This is a genomic window from Paraglaciecola arctica, assembly GCF_018861065.1.
GTDB classification, from domain to species: Bacteria; Pseudomonadota; Gammaproteobacteria; order Enterobacterales; family Alteromonadaceae; genus Paraglaciecola; species Paraglaciecola arctica_B.
In genome coordinates this window covers 1-20,850 of the sequence record NZ_JAHKQO010000045.1, presented here as the reverse complement: position 1 = coordinate 20,850, position 20,850 = coordinate 1, and the positions used below count along the sequence as shown (strand labels likewise).

Below are 20,850 nucleotides of genomic sequence, written 5' to 3'. Positions count from 1 at the left end.
AAAAGGTAAAAATAGATGTTTGATTCATTGGCTTACGCGTTAGACGTGACTTTGCCTATTAGTTTGATTATTGGTTTGGGGATCCTGTTAAAACGAATTGGTTGGATCAGCGACGAATTTGCTAAATCGGGCTCTGAATTAGTTTTTAACCTTACGCTACCTTGCTTATTGTTTGTGAGTATTGCGACTACTAACTTAACCGATCATTTTCCAACCTTTTTGATGGTGTTCGCTGGCATAGTCATGACAGCGGCTTTTGGCTTCTTTCATTTTATGGCTTATGGCATAACTAACAAATTAGCCAGAGGTGCCTTTGTGCAAGGAGCATGCAGAGGTAACATGGCGATAATTGGTTTAGCGCTATCTGTGAATGCCTTTGGTGAGTCAGCTTTGGCTATTGCATCAATGTATTTAGCTGTGCTGGTGGTACCTTTAAATATTTTTTCGATATTAACTTTGTATTATCACCAAGAAAAAGCACCTAATGTTAAAGAAGTGGCGAGAAGTGTGTTTACAAACCCTCTAGCTATTGCCATTTTCTTGGCAATAATAGTGGCCTTGTTACCACTACAACTTCCTAAACTAATATTAGATACGGGCAACTATTTAGCAAAAATGACCCTGCCTTTGGCGTTGTTATGTGTGGGTGCAACTATTCGATGGCAAGAGTTTCGTTCATCAAAATTACTGTATTGGGCAATAAGCAGTAAAATAGTGTTTATTCCAGTGGTAGCCACTGTGTTGGGTTTCTATTTGGGACTTAGAGATGTGCAACTTGGAGTACTTTTTATGATGACCGCTGCACCCACCGCTGCAGCGGCTTATCCTATGGTTAGAAGTATTGGAGGGGATTATCATCTAACTGCCGCCATTATCGCTGGCAGCACACTGATGTCGATTGTTAGTTCAACTCTTGGTCTATTTTTATTACGAGAATTACAATGGGTTTAATGTGTCGTTATTGATTGATGGGGTTAATCATCAAACATTTCTTTACCTATTTGTAAGGTTCTAGTGGCGAGTTGCACTTCTTTTAAGAATGTTAACAATGCAAATATCAGTAAAAATAATGCCACTATAAAAAGAGTGACTATGATTTCGCTCAAACTGTAGGTCCAAAAATCCCCTAAGAATAAAAAAACGACTACCGCACAAACAAACAATGCTGATGCCGTACACAGACCAATCGAACGATTGATTAAGGTGATCCTGCGCCACAGGTTCTTAAGTTCTTTTTCTGATTGCTCGAGAAACTCTGGATTTTTGATTGTATGAACGCGACGTTCCATGATCCTAGCGCGGTCAACTATTCGACCTAGACGCCCAGACATAACATTTAAGAAACCAGCGATGCCGGTTAACATAAAAATCGGTGCCACCACAATTTGTATGGTTTGGGCTAAATCGGTAACAGTCGCGTCCATAGTTATCGTCCCTTTTTAAGCTGATTCGATATCGTCTTTATCTTCATCTTCATCTTCGACTTTTACTGCCCACAAATCATATTCGTTACTGTGAATGATTTGCGCCCAGATAATATCGCCTGGCGCTACGTCAAATTCGTCGGTTAAATGTACATTGCCATCTATTTCGGGAGCGTCGGCGTAACAACGACCTACTGCACCTTCTGGGGTGACTTCGTCGATAATGACTTGGTATTCTAAGCCAATTTTTGACTTTAATTTGTCAGTACTAATTTGTGATTGCTTTTGCATAAAACGGTCGTAACGTTGTTGTTTTACTTCTTCACTGACCGGGTCGGGTAAGTTGTTGGCTTTAGCACCTTCCACATCTGAGTATTTAAAACAGCCAACCCGTTCAAGCTGGGCTTCATCTAAAAAGTCCAACAACATTTGAAAGTCTTCTTCGGTTTCTCCAGGGAAACCGACAATAAAGGTCGAACGAATAACAATGTTTGGGCATACCTTGCGCCATGCCTTAATGCGTTCCATAGTGCGTTCTGCGGCAGCTGGGCGTTTCATTAGTTTCAAAATTCGCGGACTGGCATGTTGAAACGGAATATCCAAGTAGGGCAAGATTTTACCTTCGGCCATCATTGGCATGATCTTGTCAACAGAAGGGTAGGGGTAGACATAATGTAAGCGCACCCACATCCCCATTTCACCGAGTTTCTCACATAGGGTTTTCATATCGGTTTTGACCGGCATGCCATCCCAAAAATCAGTCTTGTTTTTTACGTCTACGCCGTAAGCGCTGGTATCTTGCGAAATCACCAATAATTCTTTTACACCGGCATTCTTAAGTCTTTTAGCTTCATCCAAAATACTGCCAATTGGACGACTGACTAAATCGCCGCGCATTGAAGGAATAATACAAAAAGTACATCTGTGATTGCAGCCTTCTGATATTTTCAAATAAGCGTAATGACGGGGGGTAAGTTTAACCCCAATATCTGGTACCAAATTTAAGTACGGATTATGTTCAGGCTGCGGTAAATGTTCATGTACTTGATTCACCACTTCTTCGTATGCATGAGGGCCAGTAATAGCTAATACGTTGGGGTGAACTTCACGTATTTCGTCCTCCTTAATACCCAAACAACCGGTAACTATGACTTTACCGTTTTCATTTAACGCTTCGCCAATAGTGTACAATGACTCTTGTACGGCAGAATCGATAAACCCACAAGTGTTCACAATCACTAAATCTGAATCGTTGTAGGTCGGCACAACGTCGTAACCTTCAGTGCGCAGTTGCGTCAAAATACGCTCTGAGTCTACTAGGTTTTTAGGGCAGCCGAGGCTAACAAAACCAATTTTAGTGCCGTTGGCTTTGTTAACAGGGCTGTCTTCCAATACTTTAACGGGTGTTTCTAAGGTAGTGGTATTGTTTGGGGTATAGGTTTCTACTGTCATGATGTTGTCTTAAACGCTTTAATTGCCGCAATTATACGTTAACTAAGGCGTTGAAGGCAGGGGAAGTGCTGTTTTATTTGGAGGTACATAAAATCTGTGAATTTAGGCTTGGCTTTTAGTTGCAAGGGCCAAGGTGAAAGCGACTTTTAAACCCCCTTGTTTTTGATTCTCGAGTTTGAGTTTACCGCCGTGGGCAATGACTATCTCGTTACAAAGTGCTAACCCTACGCCCGTTCCTTTAGATTTTGTGGTGTAAAAAGGTAATATTGCTTGTAGAAGTTGTTGTTCCGTCATGCCTTTACCTTGGTCGCTGACAGCGAAGGTAAGGTGCTGAGAAGATTGATATATTTCCAGCAAAACCCCATTTAAAGCTGAACCTGATTCTTTGGCATTTTTAATCAGGTTTATCAATACTTGTTCAATCTGTGCTGGGTCGCAAAACAAGTTATCCGCTTCAAATCGAGTAACGGTTTCAACGGCACATAATTGTGAAATAGTTTGAATAAAAGGTCTGAGTTCTACCTGTATTTTATGTGGCTTGGGTAATCGAGCAAAGTGAGCATACTGTTCAATAAATTGATGTAGGTGCGCGCTGCGCCTTGAGATGGTGTCTAACATATCGGGCAACATATGTAGATTGTCGCCAGAGACAATAATTTTTTTGGCAGAGTTGGTCAGTGAACTAATTGGTGCCAGTGAGTTGTTTAGTTCGTGACTGATTAAACGGATCACTTGTTTCCAAATCTCACTTTCTTTACGTGACATGTCAGAGGTGAGGTTTTTGTATAAATACAGATTGTGTTGCTGTTTATTTAAAGTGAATGCCTGATAATTCAAGTGGTATACAATGGTTTCGTCGTTTAGTTTTTCAGTGACCAGGCCGTCTTGTTTATTGGCTGTCGCTTCCATCAGCGCTTGTGGCATATGTTGATATATATCCACAAAACTCATGCCTTCTAAGCTTTTCTTCTGATTTAGCAGCGTTTTTGCGGCGTGGTTACTATAAACAATATGATCATGATTATCGGTTAATATGAGTGCGACAGGCGTAGATTGAATCACGGTGTCGAGCAACAATTCTCTTTGGTAAATCGCCATACGTTCATCACGCATGATTTTTGCTAAATCATTATAGATGTTAATTATTGAGCTAAATTCAGTGTATTGTTGTTTTTCAATGGTGATACTGAAGTCTTTGTCATTAAAGGAGTTCACACCAATATCTAGTGCGTGTAATACTTCACTGATGGGTTTTAACGCGTTGACCACCACCCAGAGGATCACGGCATTTCCAATTATTAGAAGCCCTGATATCCATAGGTTAGGGTTGGACATAGTTTGCCACACAAATACCAGTAAAATTAGCTGGATCACCATCACCAACAATACATTGCTGACTAAGTGTTTTCTGAGGCTAGTATGTTTTTTCACTGTGTTCGAATGCCTTTATACATCTTTTATATCAAACTTCTTCATACGTCTATAAAACGCGGAGCGGCTTAAACCTAGTGATTTGGCTGCATCTGAAATGACACCACTTGATGATCTAATTGCGGTCACTACGTCTTGTTCGGTGACGTCTTCTTTGGGGCTAAGTTTGTTTGTTTTTATTAACTCTATGCCTAAATGTTGTTCGGTTATGATGCCGTCGACACATAAAAGCTGCGCACGTTTTATAGTGTTCAATAACTCCCTTATATTGCCAGGCCAATCATGGATTAATAACATCTCTCGGCTTGCTGAGCTGAGTTGATAATCACCTTGGAGTAAAGTGTCAACTAAAGGGAAAATATCCTCTTTACGTTCATTTAATGGTGCTAACTTTAAGTTGATGACATTGAGTCTGTAGTACAAATCTTCTCTGAAACTACCGTTTTGTATCGCTTTTGGAATATCAGTATTGGTGGCGCTGATGATCCTGACTGACACCTTAATGCTTTGACTGCCACCAATACGTTCAAATTCACCGGTTTCTAATACTCGCAATAACTTGGCTTGGCCTTGTATGGACAAATTACCTATTTCATCCAAAAACAATGTTCCGCCATTGGCCCTCTCAAAGCGACCGATTCGTGTTTTGTTGGCACCCGTATAACTACCAGCTTCAGCACCAAAAAGTTCGGCTTCGAGCAGGTCTTGGGACAGGGCGCCTACGTTGACCTTTATAAAAGGCCCATTTTTACAGCTAGAGTTAGCTTGAACTACTTCAGCTATTTTTTCTTTACCCGAGCCATTAGGTCCGGTTATTAATATCGGCACATCTGCTGCGGCAACTTGGGTGGCCATTTGTAATAGTTGTAGCATGGCGTCGCTGCGAAATTGCATGCCACATAAGTTGTACTGCTGTTCTAACTGTATTTGTTGGTTTTGTTTGCGTTTTGCACTTTGCCGTTGCTGGTCTTGAAGTTCATTTAGTTCCAGTAAATTATTCACTGTGATTAATAATTTGTCATCATTCCAAGGTTTGGCTAGGTAGTCGGCAGCACCTGATTTAACTAGTTCGACGGCTGTTTCAAGATGCGTCCACGCAGTGATTAATATAATCGGAATATCTGGATTGATTTGGCGTATATCGTTAAACAACTGCATGCCTTCTTCACCTGACGTGGTATCAGCAGTAAAGTTCATGTCTTGGATGATCAAATCAAAATGATGTTGTTGCAGCATTGCTAAGCCGTCTTGTGGCGAATAGGCCAAGCCGCATTGCATGTTATTGATAGTAAACAATACCTGCAATGCTTGGACAATATCTTGATTGTCGTCGATGATGAGAATGTTGGCTTTCATGTCTTTACGGATACTCTTATGCTGATCTAGTGACAATCGCAGGCGCCACGTTGGCTGCTTTTTTTGCCGGTAGATATACAGCTAACTGATTGACCAATATGATAAAAAATGCAGTGGCGAAAATATAACTCATATCAAGAATATTGACACCACTATCTTCAGTCAGCACAAATGCAAATGCAATACTCAACACTAAACCTATCACTATTCCTATCGTGGTGAGTACCCCGTTTTCTAACATGAAATAACGAACCACATCCCATTTTTTGGCGCCTAATGCGCGCCTAGTACCAATTTGTTTTTGTCTTTGAGTGACTAAAAACGAAACCAGTCCAGCCATGCCAAATGCGGTAATGAGTAACAATACTGAGCTTATCACCAACAACATAATTGCATGGCTACCGCGGCCATCATACATGCGTTTTTGCGTGCGTGTTAATACCTCTACGCGATTAACATAACGCCCGTCCACTTTGTAGAGTTGATTACGTATGGTTTCGAGCAATCCATCGGCCATGCCATCTTCGACTCGTATTAGATAACTAGGATCGGCACGGTTTTGCCAAGTTACAAGTGGTTGTAATATGGTTCGATAGGACTGACCAAAATAGTTGAGGTTTTCACCATTCATAAAGTTGCTATATATGCCTATTATTTCTGCGGGGGCCGCACCTTTTTCCAACCAAATGGTTTGACCGAGGGCGTTGTTATCCGGAAATAACACCTTTGCCATAGCTTCGCTAATCATGACTATAGGTGGCATGGCAGGTAGTTCATCTCGCTGACCTACTACAATTTCATCTTCCCTAAAAAAGCGTCCTTCAATTAGCGATAGCTGCAATACTTCAGGTAAATTGGCATCTCCAGTAAATATATTCGTTTCGTATTCTTGGGCTTCGGCTGATGCTTCAAGATAGATTGTTTGGATACCTTGAGCGTCAAAAGGCCGCTGAGTAACGGGACTGACATTGATTACCTCTGTTATTGCTTCTATTCGTGCTAAGTCGTCTACCAAACTTTGACGAACGTCAACCTCCAAGTCATAAAACTCCGGGACTGCAGAGATAATATTATTGTGAGGAATACCTGAAGGTAAGTTCCATTCTTTTAGGGTTGAAGTTGTCATTAATAGCGATCCGCTCAACACGGTAAGTGTGATTGCTACTTGGATAATCACTAACATTGCTATGGCTTTGTTGTGTTTGATACTTAAAAATATGGGTTTAATTTCCATTTTGTTCACCTAATTTTTGTTGCTGCTAGTGAATCAACTAGCAGTCTGTATAAAGAGGAAAAGTAAAGAGATAAATCAATCATTGAGCTTTTAGTTGACTGGCTGGCGAAACATTACAAATGCGCCATATCGGATATAAACCCACTAGTAGGGTACAGCTAACTGATACAGTAAATGCCATCATTATCATTTCCCAGTCCATCTGGTGATAAGGCATGAGGTCTGCGGCAGTGCGTACGTAATCACTTGCGTACAAACTGACTCGCAACATGGCTTGCAAACCAATGTAGCTGAACAAAATGCCGAATAATCCGCCAATGATGCCAATAAAAACTACTTCGATTAGATGCTGCTGCAAAATAGTGCGCTTTTTAGCGCCTAACGCTCTACGTAAGCTGACTTCTTTGGTACGACGCATAAACTTGGCCAGTAAGATACTGACCGCGTTAATTAGACACACTGCGAAAAACATATAACTGATTACACCGAGCATTTGCTCTCTTCCGATCATGTTACTAATCACCTCAAGTTGATCGTTTATGTTGGTTAAAAAATATTGGTTTTCCCGGGGAAAACGACCTAGACGTTTTTGGGAGTCGATATATTGACCAAGCTGGGTTTTATAGTCCTCCAAATTATGGTTGGGAAGTTTCGCCCAGAAGGTGATCCATGCACATTCAGAGGTTTTTAATTCAGTTAGGTAGTTAGTGCGAAATTTACCTGGATTAGTGGTAGTTGACCAACAGTCAAATCGGGCGTTACGGGGTAAGTCGCTATCAAACGCAAAATTACTGGGAATAAATGCTTGGTCGGGCCAAGCTTGATAATAACTGCGGTCATAGAATTTTCTCGCTAAAAACCAGTCGTCTAGTACACCTATAACGGTTAACACATGAGTGTTTAGTCGCACTTGTTTACCTACACTGTTGATGCCACCAAACAAATAGTCGTTGCTTTTTTTACTTAATACAATGACCGCTTGAGAAAATTGATCAGCATCGCTATCCCAACCTTCGCCATATAAAAATGGCACTTCGAACATGGTAAAAAACGCCTGATTTGTTGCCACTACTGACGAACGTTGTGGCTGAATTTCTTGCTCTTCGACATTTAAAATACCATTGGTATTCCATGCTAAAGTTTGTTCTACACCTGCGCTAGGTAGCTTGAGTAAATTTTGAGTATCTTGGTAGGTGAGATCTACCATCTGGTTGAAATTTTCCGCTTCATCCGCTGTCACTTCGCGATTGTCTAATTGCACCAAATGAATCTGTTTACTGATGTGTGGCATGGGTATTTTCCCAGCTTGGTGACTTAAGGTTAACATAGTCATAAATAAACCCAGACCGACGGCTATGGCCGCTACCATCAGAATAGTCAAGGAAGGTCTATCGTTGAGGCTTTTAAAAGCCAACTTTAGATTATAGGCAAACATTTTAGGCTCCTATTCTGATTTAATTAATACGTCGGTTTGATCTTGGGCTAAGTCACTAACCTGACCGTCAAATATCTGGATATTGCGATGTGCTCTGCGGGCAAGTTGATCATCATGAGTCACCATAATAATGGTGGTGCCTTGTTGATTAATTTTTTCTAGCAGCTCCATAACTTGCTGCGCCATCAATGAGTCCAAATTACCGGTCGGTTCATCTGCAAGCAAAAATTTGGGTTGCCCTGCAATAGCCCTAGCGATGGCAACACGTTGTTGTTGCCCTCCTGAAAGTTGCGTAGGAAGGTGTTGCATACGTGACGATAAACCAACAATTTCTAGGGCATTTTCGATACGGTCTTTGCGTTCTTTGGCGTTAAAACCTCGATAACGTAGTGGGACATCTACATTGTCAAATAGAGGTAATTCTTGCAAAAGGTTAAAACTTTGAAAAATGAAGCCTATTTTTTCATTTCTTAGCTCTGAAAGTTGATTGTCGTTTAAACCTTTAACGTTTTGACCATCTAAATAAAAGTCGCCTTCTTCAAAGGTTTCTAGCAAGCCCGCTAAGTTCAAAAAAGTGGTTTTACCTGACCCTGAAGGTCCGGTTACTGACACAAATTCGCCGGCTCCGATGTGCAAGTCAACTTTACGCAACGCATGGGTTTCGATTAAGTTGGTACGATAAATTTTGCTAACGTTTTCCATTTTTAACATGTAAGTTCTCCTGCCATCATTGTGATTAATTAGTAATATTGATTAATTCGCTTGCGTTAAATTGGGAAATACTCGATATGATGATTTCATCTCCCTGTTCGAGGCCGCTTAACACTTCCACTTCGCCTATGCTTCTGGCGCCTAGCTGAATACTGCGTTTGCGGGCACTTTGATTGTTGACGACATATGCGATACGTCCGCCACCTGATTCAACAAATGCGCCTCGTTTTACCTTAAGTACGTTTTCTTTCGATTCAATTAACACCCTGGCCGTGACTCTTTGATTTTGGCGTAACCCTGCTACGTCAGATTTTTCGAAACGGATACGGCCAACTACCTGTCCTTCAAATACTTCTGGTGAAATAGCGGTCACCTCACCTAGGTGAGTTTGGCCGTTGAAATTTATTTCTGTTTTAAGACCAATGCCTAAATCATCTGCATAGTTTTCGGGGATCATGACTTCCACTTCAAAAATGCTCAGGTCAATAATGGTAAGAAGGGGCGCATTGAGCGCAACCGTGTCTTTTTCACGTATGTTGACACTACCGATGATTCCACTGGTAGGAGAGGTGATAGACAAATTTTTCACTTGCCTACGTAGGTCTGTTACTACAAATTCCTGACGTTCGAGTTGGGATTGTTTGCTTTTGAGGTCGAACTCCATGGTTTCTTTTTGTAATTGATGATTTTGTAATGCGTGGCGATACGCAAGGTCGGCACGTTTAAACACCGCAACTTTTTCTTCTAGTTCTCGTTGACTGATCAACGAGTCCTGAATACTTAATTCCGCGCGATTTTTTTCTACTTTGGATGCTTCTAAATTGACTAACGCAAGTTCTATGGCTTGTTGATTGTTAAGTAGCGAACTCTTAATTTGAATTTTATGACGGCCTACCTCTATGCCTAATTGTTCATAGGTTGATTCTTCTTGTGAGAGTTGGTTTGTCAATTCGGGGCTGTAAATTGAAGCCAATACTTGCCCTTGTTGTACTTTATCTCCCGCTTTAATTTCTAAGCTCACAATACCAGATGAAGGGGCGAATACTGTTGGGCTATTGGCTGCAATGACTTTTCCTTGTACTGAAACGTCACGCTGTAAGTCGCCGATTTGCACTTTAGCAAAGCGTAATTGTGATTGAGATATGGTTTGGTCAGCGTTAAAAAGCCGAGACAAACTAGGCCACACATAAACCAATGCGATAACAACTACTAGCAACAAAGCAATGCTCACTATTGTTTTTTTATAAGGCATAGTGGCTTTTTCTATGACTCTATCTTGTCCCGATGTACTTCGCATATTCACTGTATTGCCCTCAAACTTTTTATCAGTTACCGATGTTTTTCATAAATTTTTATGCTCTAAGTCATGTTTTGCAAAAGCCTTGCCAACTAAAAATAGTCATTTATAACAATGGTTTGCGTTTTTTTTGTGGGCGTTAGTGGCGACCGGACACTTGGCGAACACATAGCGAACAAGTAGTAAATACAAAAGAGGCAGTGTGATAGACAATGCGCTAGTTTAGATGCTTATATGCAGGGAGAGAGGACGGCATTAATTGAACGCTGTTTAGTGTTATCTAAACAAGGGGTGATGGTTTATAACTTAAGTTGTTGAAAGTTTAAATATGTAGTACAAACGAAAAAGCCGGCAAAATGCCGGCTTAGGCTTTTCTAGTTTTTCTGTTTGGGTACTTATTCAAACATGTAAGAGATACTTGCGCCAAATGTTCTTGGCTGATTTGGATAAACTTGTATGCTTCCAGTTTGAATTGGACGTGGGAACGCTGAAAGGAAATATTCATCATTCGTTACGTTACGCACGTAAAACTGCAGAGTGACGCCGTTTTCAAAGTTCAGACCCGTACTAAGGTTTAGGGTGTTAACTTCACGGGTAACATCTGGGTTTATATTACCTACCACTCGAGTTTCGCTTTCATAGATATAATCGGCACGCACATATCCGTACATTCCGTTGTCAAACTCAAAGTCATATTTAGCACCAGCAACAATACTTTGCTCATGAATACCTGGAACTTGGGTACCAGATAAATCAGCCGGGCCATTTTCATCCTGTCCACCAACAAATGATACATATTCGGGGTCTAAGAAAGTACCCGCTAGCGTTAAGGTTATTTCATCTGTCGCTCGGAAAGTTGAGTCGAATTCGATGCCTCGAGTATTTTGTTCACCCGCATTAGACAACACATAACCTGTTCCTAAGAAGGTACTTGATTGGAAACCTTCGATAGTTTGGTCAAAAATTGTGGCGTTAAACGATACGTTTGAGAAGTTAGATTTTATACCTAATTCATATACAGTTGCTTCTTCAGGAGCAGCATAACGTGTACCGTAAGATTGGTTAGGTAATTGTAAGCTAGGGATAGCTTCTATTGCGGCTTGGTCAGAAGGGAACGGACGTGAGTCTCGAGACAAATTCCATGATGAGGCTTTAAAACCCGTAGCTGCGGTAGCGAAGACGTTCACATTTTTGTTAATAGTATAGGCACCACGAAGCGACCAAGTGATTTTGTCATCACTAGTAGAATTGGCTTCGGCGTCATTTGGTAGTTCTAACATTTGCGGTTGAAATTGGTAGGCTTTTAACGCTTCAACTGTACCTAAAGCAACTGCTTCGGACATTCCTTGGCCCATAAATACTTGGTAAAGTGGCACACCATAAACAGTCAGGTCATTGTTGAAATCAACCTGCGAAAGCGCGTCGGTATTTTCTGACTCAAGGGTAATGTCTTTTTCATCTTTGGTGTAACTTACTCCTAAAGTCGCAGTAAAGTCGTCGGTGATGTGATAATCAAAGTTAACAAATAATGAATAGGCTTCGTTCTTTTGGATAAAGTCATTACCTATTGTACTGCCTGCGCCCAAAATATCCCCTGAGTTAAGTGCAGGGTACAGTGCTTCTAAGGTATCAAATAGTCCGTTTGTTGAAGGCGTAAATGAATTCAACACATCAAAATAAGGTCTGGCCATAGTGCCGTATGTTAATACGTCACCAGTGGTATCTACGTTTTCGTCGAAGTAAAACGCACCCACCATCCAATCCAGTTTACTATCACCTGTAGAGGTTAAACGGAATTCTTGAGTAAAGGTGTCAATTTCAACGTTGGCTTCTTCTACAAGTATGTCCAAAGAAGTAAAATCAACATCATTTTTGAATCCAGAATCGTTGATTCGGTAGGCTGAAATTGATGTGAATGTAAATCCATCAAAATCAATATCTGCTTGCAACGAAACTCCACTGTCTTCTACAAAGTTTGTTGGATCGTTATTTAGCGCAGATTCATAAGAAAATGGGTCCTCATCAGAGGTAACTAATCCGCCAAGCGCCTGAACAGCAGCGGCTGTTGGTCCATTTTCATAACCAGCTGTGGTACAGCAAGATTCGTCAATTTCACTGTAATCAGCAATAAAACGGAAGGTTGCGTCTTCGGTTGGTTCAAACAAAAGTTGACCACGAAGATTCCAACGATCTCGATCATTAATTTTTCCAAGTCCAGAAATACTGTCGGTATAACCATCACGGGTATTCATACCGCCAGAGACACTGAATGCTAAATTGTCAGTGATACCATTTGAAAAGTAACCACGAACCAGTTGTTGGTTGTAATTGCCAATGCTGGCTTCCACTTTGCCTTCCATATCATACGATGGTCCGCCAGTACGCACACTGATTACACCAGCAGAGGCATTCTTACCAAATAAAGTGCTTTGTGGGCCACTTAATACTTCAATCTGTTGTAATTTAGGTAAGTCACCAATTAAAGCGGCGGCACGTGAACGATAAACACCGTCAATGAATACGCCTACTGAAGGCTCTATACCTGTGTTATTAGTTCCGTTACCAAAGCCACGAATAGAAAAACCTGTGTTTATTGAACGCTGCAGTGGTGTCACTCTTAAGGTAGGCACTAACACTTGTAAATCACCAATATCCAACACCTTGGCTTGTTCTACAGTTTCGCCACTGGTTACCGAGACGGCTATTGGAGTTTGTTGTAAACCTGTTTGACGTTTTGAGGCCGTGACAAAAATTCGCTCAATGCCTCCCTCGTCTGCCTCAGCAGTGTCACTTTCTTGGGCATGAATGCTAGTGGTACCTAGAGCACCTAAAATCGCAGACATTAATAGTGTTTTTTTGAATACTCTACTTGCACGCGGGAGATTATTGTTGGAATTTTTATTCATTGACGTTTCTCTATTTTGACTTTCTTGTTAAAAAAAATGACAAACAGTGAATCCCGAAACAGCTTTGAAGCCAAAGGTCCACTCATCAGACCTGTAACTTTAGCAAGAATATAAGATGAAAGTAAATGATTGGTTATGTAAATGTTAATGGAAAAACGTGATTGAACAATATAGGTCACATTTATGCATTGGAATTTACAGGTTGTTAAGTCCCGCAATGGGTAAATAAAAAAGCCGGCTAAAGCCGGCTTGGTGATAATGCATATTATTTAGCGTGATCTAAAAACGTTTTTTCACGGTCACACCAAAGGTAGCTGGCTCAGCCATATAAGCGTTTAACTTCCCGGATTGCAACGGGGCGTTAAAGTTAGTGCGGTTGATGTATTCTTCGTCAAGAAGATTACGGGCCCAAACGATGACATCCATATCCGATTCTTCAAAGTTCATAAAGAACCTTAAATTTACTATATTGTATGCATCTTGAATCGCGTATGGATCGTTACTGCCGTCTAACACTACCTCACTGGTGTGGCTAACGTCGCCTTGCAAATAACTATATACACCATCAGCTATTTCGAAGTCTTTCTTGACACTTATGACTGCATAGTTTTCGGGCTCGCCACCGGGTCGGTCACCTGAACGATCACAAAATTGATCCGTTGGGTTTTGGCGACCTGGGTCGTCAATGCCAGTATGGAAGGTATAAGCTACCCAACAGTTTCCACCTTTAAAGGTTTTATACTCAGCATCAACAAAGGCCCATGCGAAATTGACTTCAAGGCTATCTATCGGTACCCAAGTGGCTTCAACTTCGAAACCAGAAATTTCATAATCCCCGGCGTTTTGTAGATTAAAGCCATTACCTGTAAAGGTATTTGCTTGGAAATCTTCAACAGTTGTGTAATGAGCTGCAGCATTTACGCGTAAATCGTAATCACGAATATCTTTCTTAATACCTACTTCAAAGGATTCAGAGGTCTCAGCGTTAAATACAGGGTCAAAACCATCGGAAATCCGGTCAGTATTGGTGCCGCCAGATTTGTAACCTGTACCGAACGAGCCATATACTAAGGTATCGCGATTTGGCTGCCAGCTTAATTTAACTGTTCCCGTAACTTGGTCATCAGCTAATGTTTCTACAATATTAGGGCGAGCTGCAGTGGTTGTGCCTAAAGCATTAAATCCCCAACCTAGAGTCTGAAATGGTCTGATTGCTTCTAAATCAGCTGACGTCGGCGCTTCTCCTGCGGTTAAAGCTGCTGCTATGTTACCTAACGCGGCACCTGCGGCTGCGCCGCCTATGGCTAGTTCAGTTGTGGATGAAAAGAAAGTAGGGAAGTCTTCACCGTTTGCTAGGTTTTCACTGAATTCAGTTGCTAAGTCTTTAGATTCATCTGTGTAACGAATACCAGCAGTAAGTGTCAGTTCATCGGTAAACTGATAGTCAAACTGTGCAAATACCGCGTAACTCTCGTGCTCTTGCGCCGCAACGTGGTCAAACCCTGTACCTGCTGGTGCCGCCTCAGCAGCAGGAGCAATAAATCCACCGGTTAACGCACTTAAGTCGTTTAAACCAGCAAATAATGGGTCAAGTGCTCCGCCTAATGAGGACATGAAAAATGCGTTAAATAAGGAATCTGTATATAAGCTGTAATTTAAATCCAATTCTTGAGTGAAGTAGTAGGCGCCTAAAATGTAATTGACTTTATCGCCAGTATAATCCAATCGTATTTCTTGGGAAAAAGACTCTTGAGTTGAATCGTTAATGGTTCCGAATAAATCTGCATCTGTAAAATCAGCATCGATATTGTCGAAAGACTCAAAATTGCGGTAGGCCGAGATTGAAACAAGGGTAAAGTTGTCATCAAGATCCCAGTCGATCTCGGCAGATAGACCTTTGTCTGTCATCGTTGAAACAGGTAAAAATGATACCGCTACTTCGCGGTCGTAAAATGCATCCCCACCTGGGAATACTGTACCCCCTAGGCTAGGTAAAGCAGCGTCAGAACCATATACTCCTGGTAATTCTGTGGCTTCAAAGTTGCTTAATTGCACCGGCGCACCACAACATATTTCGTCTATTTCTGAATAATCAGCAATGACACGGACAGATACTTCATCAGAAGGCGTATACAAGGCTTGCACCCGAGCGCCCCAACGGTTTCTATCATTAAGTGTATCTTCACCTAAATTAACATCGCTAATTGTACCATCTCGCTGGCTTCCAAAAGCTGTGACACGAAAAGCTAAAACGTCTTCAATTGCGGAAATTGACGCCGCCCCCGCCAAGTTTACCAAACCGTAGTTGCCAACTGTAGCTTCAACAAAACCGTCACCACCGTCATGACTAGGCTTAACTGTATTGACAAGAATGGCGCCAGAGGGAGTGTTTTTGCCAAAAAGTGTGCCTTGGGGGCCACGTAATACCTCTACAGTGGCAACATCAACAAGGTTATTGATCATCGAATTTTGACGAGCACGATAAACGCCGTCAACATACAGACCCACGGATGACTCCAAGCCAAAGTTTTGCGATGAAGTGCCTACACCACGGATAGAGAAGCTTGAGTTAGTTGCACTTTGGCTTTGAAACGCTCCTAAACCAGGTACATTGGTTTGAAGGTCGTACATATCTTTGATGACCGCTTCGGCCATCTCATCTCCGGTAAAAGCCGTAACAGAAACCGGCACTTCTTGTAGATTTTGTGCTCTTTTTTGCGCGGTAACAGTAATGGTTTCTAAGCGTCCTTCTTGTTCTGCTGCTTGTTCCACTTCTTGTGCAAATGCCGCAGAGTTTGCCAAAGCAAAGGATAATGTAACCATGCTTGATAGGGCAGAAAGTGTAAAACGTTTTGGGAGTGTCTGTTGCATTATGGCATCTCTTTTTAGCTAGTGTTACTAGTCTATATTGGGTTTTTATACTATTGGGTAATATGGATCTAAGTGCAGTGTTCAAACCCTAAGGTTTAACTCATCAGACCTGTAACTTTATCAAGAATATTGGTTAAAAGTAAACTGCTGGTACGTTATTTGTTAATAACGTAATCTAATTGCAATAAATCGTTGTAATCGCTTTCTCAAATTTAACATTTATGCCGATGAATTAAGTCATTAAAATAGGATTGAGTAGCAAATGATGAAAGAAATATGGTCGATGATTTCACCGATATAATTACAGGAAATGTAAATTAATTAAAATAATAAATTCAACTAATAGATCTATTGGTAATACTATCGCAGCGGTTATCAAATTATCGGAGAGTACGTGTCTGAGTTCTATTTGGTCCGACATGGACAGGCTTCTTTTGGAGCTAAAAATTACGACAAATTAAGCGAGCTTGGTCATCAACAAGCACGTTGGTTGGGTGAATACTTCACATCACGAAGTATTTCGTTTTCACATGCATTTATGGGGGACATGGTCCGTCATAAAGAAACCGCAGAAGGTATTATATTGGGGTTAAATCAAGCGCCAATTGTTAGGGTAGATACCGGTTTCAATGAATTTAATTTTAAAAATATTGGTGATAGTTATCTCTCATCCAACCCACAAAGTAACTTACCAGACAACCCTAAACCCGCAGACTTTTATCGATTATTGAAACTAGCTATGTATGCATGGTCAGAAGGCTTATTGCATGAAGCATCTCTAGATGAAAGCTGGACAGATTTTAGAGAGAGAGTGCATAGCGCGCTGCATAAAGTGTGTCAGCAGGAGAGTGACAAACCTATTTTGATTGTCAGTTCTGGTGGTGCGATTTCGATGTTAATGAGTTTGGTCTTAGGGTTAGATGCCAAACAAGTAATAGAGCTTAATATGCAAGTCCGTAATACCAGCATCAGCCATTTTTACTTCAACAAAAACACAATACGTTTAGCAAGTTTTAACAATATCCCTCATTTAGACAGTCCAGATAGACTGGACTCCATCACCTTTAGCTAAAGGAAATACAACTATGAATTTTGATTACTCTGACAAATCCCAAAACCTTATTGACCGCTTACAGGCATTTATGGATGAGCATATATATCCAGTTGAACAAGAATATATTGACGCGGTGCATAATAACCCAAACCGCTGGTCAACCCCTCCAATGATCGAGGCTCTTAAGCAGAAGGCAAAGGACGCAGGACTATGGAATCTGTTTTTACCAGAAGAATATTTACCCTATGGTGCCGGACTCAGCAACCTAGAATACGCGCCACTATGTGAATTGATGGGACGAGTCATGTGGAGCAGTGAAGTCTTTAACTGCAGCGCTCCAGATACTGGCAATATGGAAGTATTGGCCCGATACGGTTCAGAAGAAGATAAGAAAAAATGGTTAGTCCCTCTATTAGAAGGTGAAATTCGTTCCGCTTTTGCTATGACTGAGCCAGCTGTAGCCTCATCTGATGCAACAAATATTGAAACTTCAATCACCCGTGATGGTGACGAATATGTCATCAACGGTGTGAAGTGGTATACCAGTGGTGCGATGAATGCTAACTGCAAAATTATGGTAGTTATGGGTAAAACAGACACGTCTGCTCCCCGTCACCAACAACAATCGCAGATATTGGTTCCTATGGATACTAAAGGTGTCACAGTCATTCGACCTATGGCCGCAATGGGGCATTATGATGAGCCTGTTGGACATGCTGAAGTTTCATTTGATAACGTTCGTGTTCCTGCTGCCAATTTATTAGTTGGAGAAGGGGAAGGTTTTGCTATCGCCCAAGGTCGTTTAGGGCCTGGCAGAATACACCACTGTATGCGTTTAATAGGTTGTGCTCAGCGAGCTTTAGATTTGGCATGTGAAAGAGTAGAAAACCGTATCGCGTTTGGTCAGCCTTTGAGTAAACAGCAGTCAATTCGGGAACGAATTGCTCAAATGCATTGTGACATCGAGCAAGCTCGTTTGTTGACACTAAAAGCGGCCGACAACATGGACAGATACGGTAATAAAGTAAGCAAAAATATCATCGCTGCGATCAAAATTGTAGCACCTAAAATGGCGTGTAACGTAATCGATCAAGCCATTCAGATGCACGGTGCAGCAGGCACTAGCCAAGATTTCATTTTGGCGGCGACTTATGCCTATGCTCGAACCATTCGATTAGCTGACGGCCCTGATGAAGTGCACATGATGCAACTAGGCCGAAACTTAATTAAAGATGCCAATGCTTAGTATGAATTTGTTAAAGAGGAAAATGTTATGACTGATAGAGGCTCAGTTGATCAACTAGACGAGCAACTTCTGGCAGATTACTTGACTCAACATGTTGCAGGTTTTAAAGGGCCTGTAACTGCTACAAAATTTGCAGGTGGGCAGTCAAACCCTACCTTTAAACTACAGACTGCGAATCAGTCTTATGTATTGCGCCGACAACCACCGGGTAAGTTACTCAAGTCAGCACATGCGGTTGATCGAGAATACAAAGTGTTGGCTGCATTAGAAAACTCTAACGTACCAGTCGCCAAGGTCTATCATCTTTGTGAAGACACAACTGTAATTGGCAGCATGTTTTACATCATGGAATATGTCGAAGGGCGAGTTTTTTGGGATAGTGCATTACCAACTATTACAGATAAACAAATTCGCGGCCAAATGTATCAGGAAATGGTTGAAGTAATGGCCGCGTTGCATAGTGTTGATATCGAAAAAGTTGGTCTGAGCGATTACGGCAAACCTGGCAATTATTATGAGCGCCAATTTAGTCGCTGGAGTAAGCAATATAAGTTGTCAGAGACTCAAGATATTCCTGAAATGGAACAATTAATTGCTTGGCTAGAAAAACACTTGCCTGAAGATGATGGCAAAGTATCCCTAGTGCATGGTGATTATCGTATGGACAATTTAATGTTCCATCCAACGGAGCCTAAAATATTAGCCGTTTTAGATTGGGAATTGTCGACTTTAGGTCATCCATATGCCGACTTAGCCTATCAATGTATGCAATTAAGGTTGCCTGAAAATGTCGGTAAAGCGACTGGGTTAGGTGGTGTTGAAAGAGCACCGTTGGGGATCCCAGAAGAACAAGAATACGTTGACGCTTATTGTAAGTTGGTGGGCATCGACAAAATCGATAATTGGAATTTCTATTTAGCTTTTAGTTTCTTCCGCTTAGCTGCTATTGCTCAAGGTGTAGCAAAACGAGCAGAAGACGGTAATGCGTCGAACAAAGAAGCCCAAGCCGTTGGAGCTATTGTTAAACCTTTGGCTCAATACGCCTTAAAACTTACTCAATAAAACAGCAAGCCTAAAAGGGCTTGCTGAAATACTAGATATTTCACGGAGAATGTAATGAAAGCTATAGTATGTGAAGAATTTGCCCCTGTTGAACAATTACAATATAAAGATATACCCGATCCTGTTGCTAAGAAAGGTCATGTAGTGGTAGACGTAACCGCATGTGGGGTGAACTTTCCAGATGGGTTATTGGTACAAGGTTTGTATCAAATGAAGCCTCCTTTTCCATTTGTACCAGGCAATGAAGTTGCAGGCGTCATTAGTGAAATAGGCGAAGGCGTACCACACCTTAAAGTGGGTATGCGAGTTATTGCTATGTGTATGTTGGGGGGATATGCCGAAAAAGTGCTGTGCCCAGCCACGCACATTATGCCTATTCCTGATGAAATTCCTGATGATGAAGCTGCGGCACTAGTCACAGCCCACGCTACAGCTCATCATGCGCTTAAACAGCGCGCACAGATTCAACCCGGTGAAACTCTATTGGTAACAGGAGCTGCTGGCGGAACAGGTCTAGCGGCGGTTCAAATAGGTAAAGAAATGGGAGCCACTGTAATTGCCGTTTGCTCAACCCAAGAAAAGTTGGATATGGCCAAAGCAAATGGTGCGGATATTCTCATTAACTACACCGAAACTGACTTAAAAACGGCAATCAAAGAAGTGACCGACGGTAAAGGTGTTGATGTGGTATATGAATGTGTAGGCGGAGATACATTTCACGCGTGCTCACGAAGCATGGCTTGGAACGGTCGTTTACTAGTGGTTGGTTTCGCTGGTGGCACTATCCCAGAGTTTCCAGTCAATTTGGCTTTGGTTAAAGGTTACTCGGTTATGGGGATTTTCTGGGGCTCGTTTACCCAACATCAGCCTAAGGATTTTGCCGATAATATGAAAGAGTTATTAACTTGGTATGTGCAAGGTAAAGTCAAAGTAATAGTAGACGAAGTGGTTCCTTTGGAAAATGCTAAGGATGCGTTAAACAAAGTTATGAATCGTGAAGTCAAAGGAAAAATGACACTCAAGCCCTAGTAACAGCTCTTTCTGAACATAAAAAAACGGCCTCAAAGAGGCCGTCTTTCTATGGTAAGTAACCTTCTGTTTAAAAAGATTGCTACTCACCCACCATGTTGAACGTTTAGTTCGTTCTAGAACAATTCTTTTAAGCCTATATTCTGTCGTTTAATGCAGCCACGATAGGAGAAGCATCTAAGCCATTTTCAGACGCCCAAGCTAGTACAGTTTTACCGTCTTTTTCTGGAGAGCTTAAGTCACCCTTAGGCATTTTTTTGACCATCAAGGTACCTGTTTCTACTGCATTGTTTAGCATCGCAGTACGAATAAGGCTGTTACCGCCACAAGATACACCAGTGT

Annotated in this window: 16 protein-coding genes; 5 read left to right on the top strand and 11 right to left on the bottom strand. The window is 41.5% G+C overall.

Annotated features, from left to right (window positions below; genetic code table 11):
- Positions 1–15 precede the first annotated feature (15 nt).
- On the top strand, positions 16–951 hold the full coding sequence (locus KO534_RS19160) for an AEC family transporter (protein WP_215932238.1): 936 nt from the start codon (positions 16–18) through the stop codon (positions 949–951).
- A 23-nt stretch (positions 952–974) separates the two neighbouring features.
- On the opposite strand, the gene KO534_RS19155 is transcribed toward KO534_RS19160, so the two are convergent.
- The 10 genes from KO534_RS19155 to KO534_RS19110 all read right to left on the bottom strand — a co-directional run bounded on the left by KO534_RS19155 (position 975) and on the right by KO534_RS19110 (position 16,117).
- Positions 975–1,424 (bottom strand): DUF2721 domain-containing protein, encoded by a 450-nt coding sequence (locus tag KO534_RS19155; protein WP_215932236.1) that lies wholly within the window; start codon positions 1,422–1,424, stop codon positions 975–977.
- A 15-nt stretch (positions 1,425–1,439) separates the two neighbouring features.
- Positions 1,440–2,876, bottom strand: a complete 1,437-nt coding sequence (gene rimO / locus KO534_RS19150; RefSeq protein WP_215932234.1) for a 30S ribosomal protein S12 methylthiotransferase RimO — start codon at positions 2,874–2,876, stop codon at positions 1,440–1,442.
- Between the two features lie 102 nt (positions 2,877–2,978).
- A complete protein-coding gene (locus tag KO534_RS23790) occupies positions 2,979–4,307 on the bottom strand; it encodes a sensor histidine kinase (protein ID WP_215932232.1) in 1,329 nt (442 codons plus the stop codon).
- Between the two features lie 15 nt (positions 4,308–4,322).
- Complete coding sequence (locus KO534_RS19140; RefSeq protein ID WP_215932773.1) at positions 4,323–5,663, bottom strand: sigma-54-dependent transcriptional regulator; 1,341 nt, start codon at positions 5,661–5,663, stop codon at positions 4,323–4,325.
- Between the two features lie 16 nt (positions 5,664–5,679).
- The gene (locus KO534_RS19135; protein ID WP_215932229.1) at positions 5,680–6,897 is read right to left on the bottom strand and encodes an ABC transporter permease; all 1,218 of its coding nucleotides are present in this window, start codon (positions 6,895–6,897) and stop codon (positions 5,680–5,682) included.
- 79 nt (positions 6,898–6,976) lie between these two features.
- The gene (locus KO534_RS19130) at positions 6,977–8,332 is read right to left on the bottom strand and encodes an ABC transporter permease (protein WP_215932227.1); all 1,356 of its coding nucleotides are present in this window, start codon (positions 8,330–8,332) and stop codon (positions 6,977–6,979) included.
- 9 nt (positions 8,333–8,341) lie between these two features.
- Positions 8,342–9,043, bottom strand: a complete 702-nt coding sequence (locus KO534_RS19125) for an ABC transporter ATP-binding protein (RefSeq protein WP_215932225.1) — start codon at positions 9,041–9,043, stop codon at positions 8,342–8,344.
- Between the two features lie 25 nt (positions 9,044–9,068).
- On the bottom strand, positions 9,069–10,340 hold the full coding sequence (locus KO534_RS19120) for an efflux RND transporter periplasmic adaptor subunit (RefSeq protein WP_252732295.1): 1,272 nt from the start codon (positions 10,338–10,340) through the stop codon (positions 9,069–9,071).
- A gap of 395 nt (positions 10,341–10,735) precedes the next feature.
- Entirely contained in the window at positions 10,736–13,246 is a 2,511-nt protein-coding gene (locus tag KO534_RS19115; protein ID WP_215932220.1) for a TonB-dependent receptor, read from the bottom strand.
- Between the two features lie 279 nt (positions 13,247–13,525).
- Positions 13,526–16,117 (bottom strand): TonB-dependent receptor, encoded by a 2,592-nt coding sequence (locus tag KO534_RS19110; protein ID WP_215932217.1) that lies wholly within the window; start codon positions 16,115–16,117, stop codon positions 13,526–13,528.
- A 394-nt stretch (positions 16,118–16,511) separates the two neighbouring features.
- On the opposite strand from KO534_RS19110, the gene KO534_RS19105 reads away from it, so the two are divergent.
- From KO534_RS19105 to KO534_RS19090, 4 genes are read left to right on the top strand one after another with little or no spacing between them, the layout of a single operon-like run.
- Positions 16,512–17,189: a histidine phosphatase family protein gene (locus tag KO534_RS19105; RefSeq protein WP_215932215.1), complete on the top strand. Its 678-nt coding sequence runs from the start codon at positions 16,512–16,514 to the stop codon at positions 17,187–17,189.
- Positions 17,190–17,202: 13 nt separating this feature from the next.
- Positions 17,203–18,417, top strand: a complete 1,215-nt coding sequence (locus KO534_RS19100) for an acyl-CoA dehydrogenase family protein (RefSeq protein ID WP_215932213.1) — start codon at positions 17,203–17,205, stop codon at positions 18,415–18,417.
- 27 nt (positions 18,418–18,444) lie between these two features.
- Positions 18,445–19,479, top strand: coding sequence for a phosphotransferase (locus KO534_RS19095; RefSeq protein WP_215932211.1), 1,035 nt, complete (start codon positions 18,445–18,447; stop codon positions 19,477–19,479).
- Between the two features lie 54 nt (positions 19,480–19,533).
- Positions 19,534–20,508: an NADPH:quinone oxidoreductase family protein gene (locus KO534_RS19090; RefSeq protein WP_215932208.1), complete on the top strand. Its 975-nt coding sequence runs from the start codon at positions 19,534–19,536 to the stop codon at positions 20,506–20,508.
- 136 nt (positions 20,509–20,644) lie between these two features.
- On the opposite strand, the gene KO534_RS19085 is transcribed toward KO534_RS19090, so the two are convergent.
- Positions 20,645–20,850: DUF3718 domain-containing protein (locus KO534_RS19085; protein WP_215932206.1), on the bottom strand; the 206-nt coding region annotated here is incomplete at its 5' end.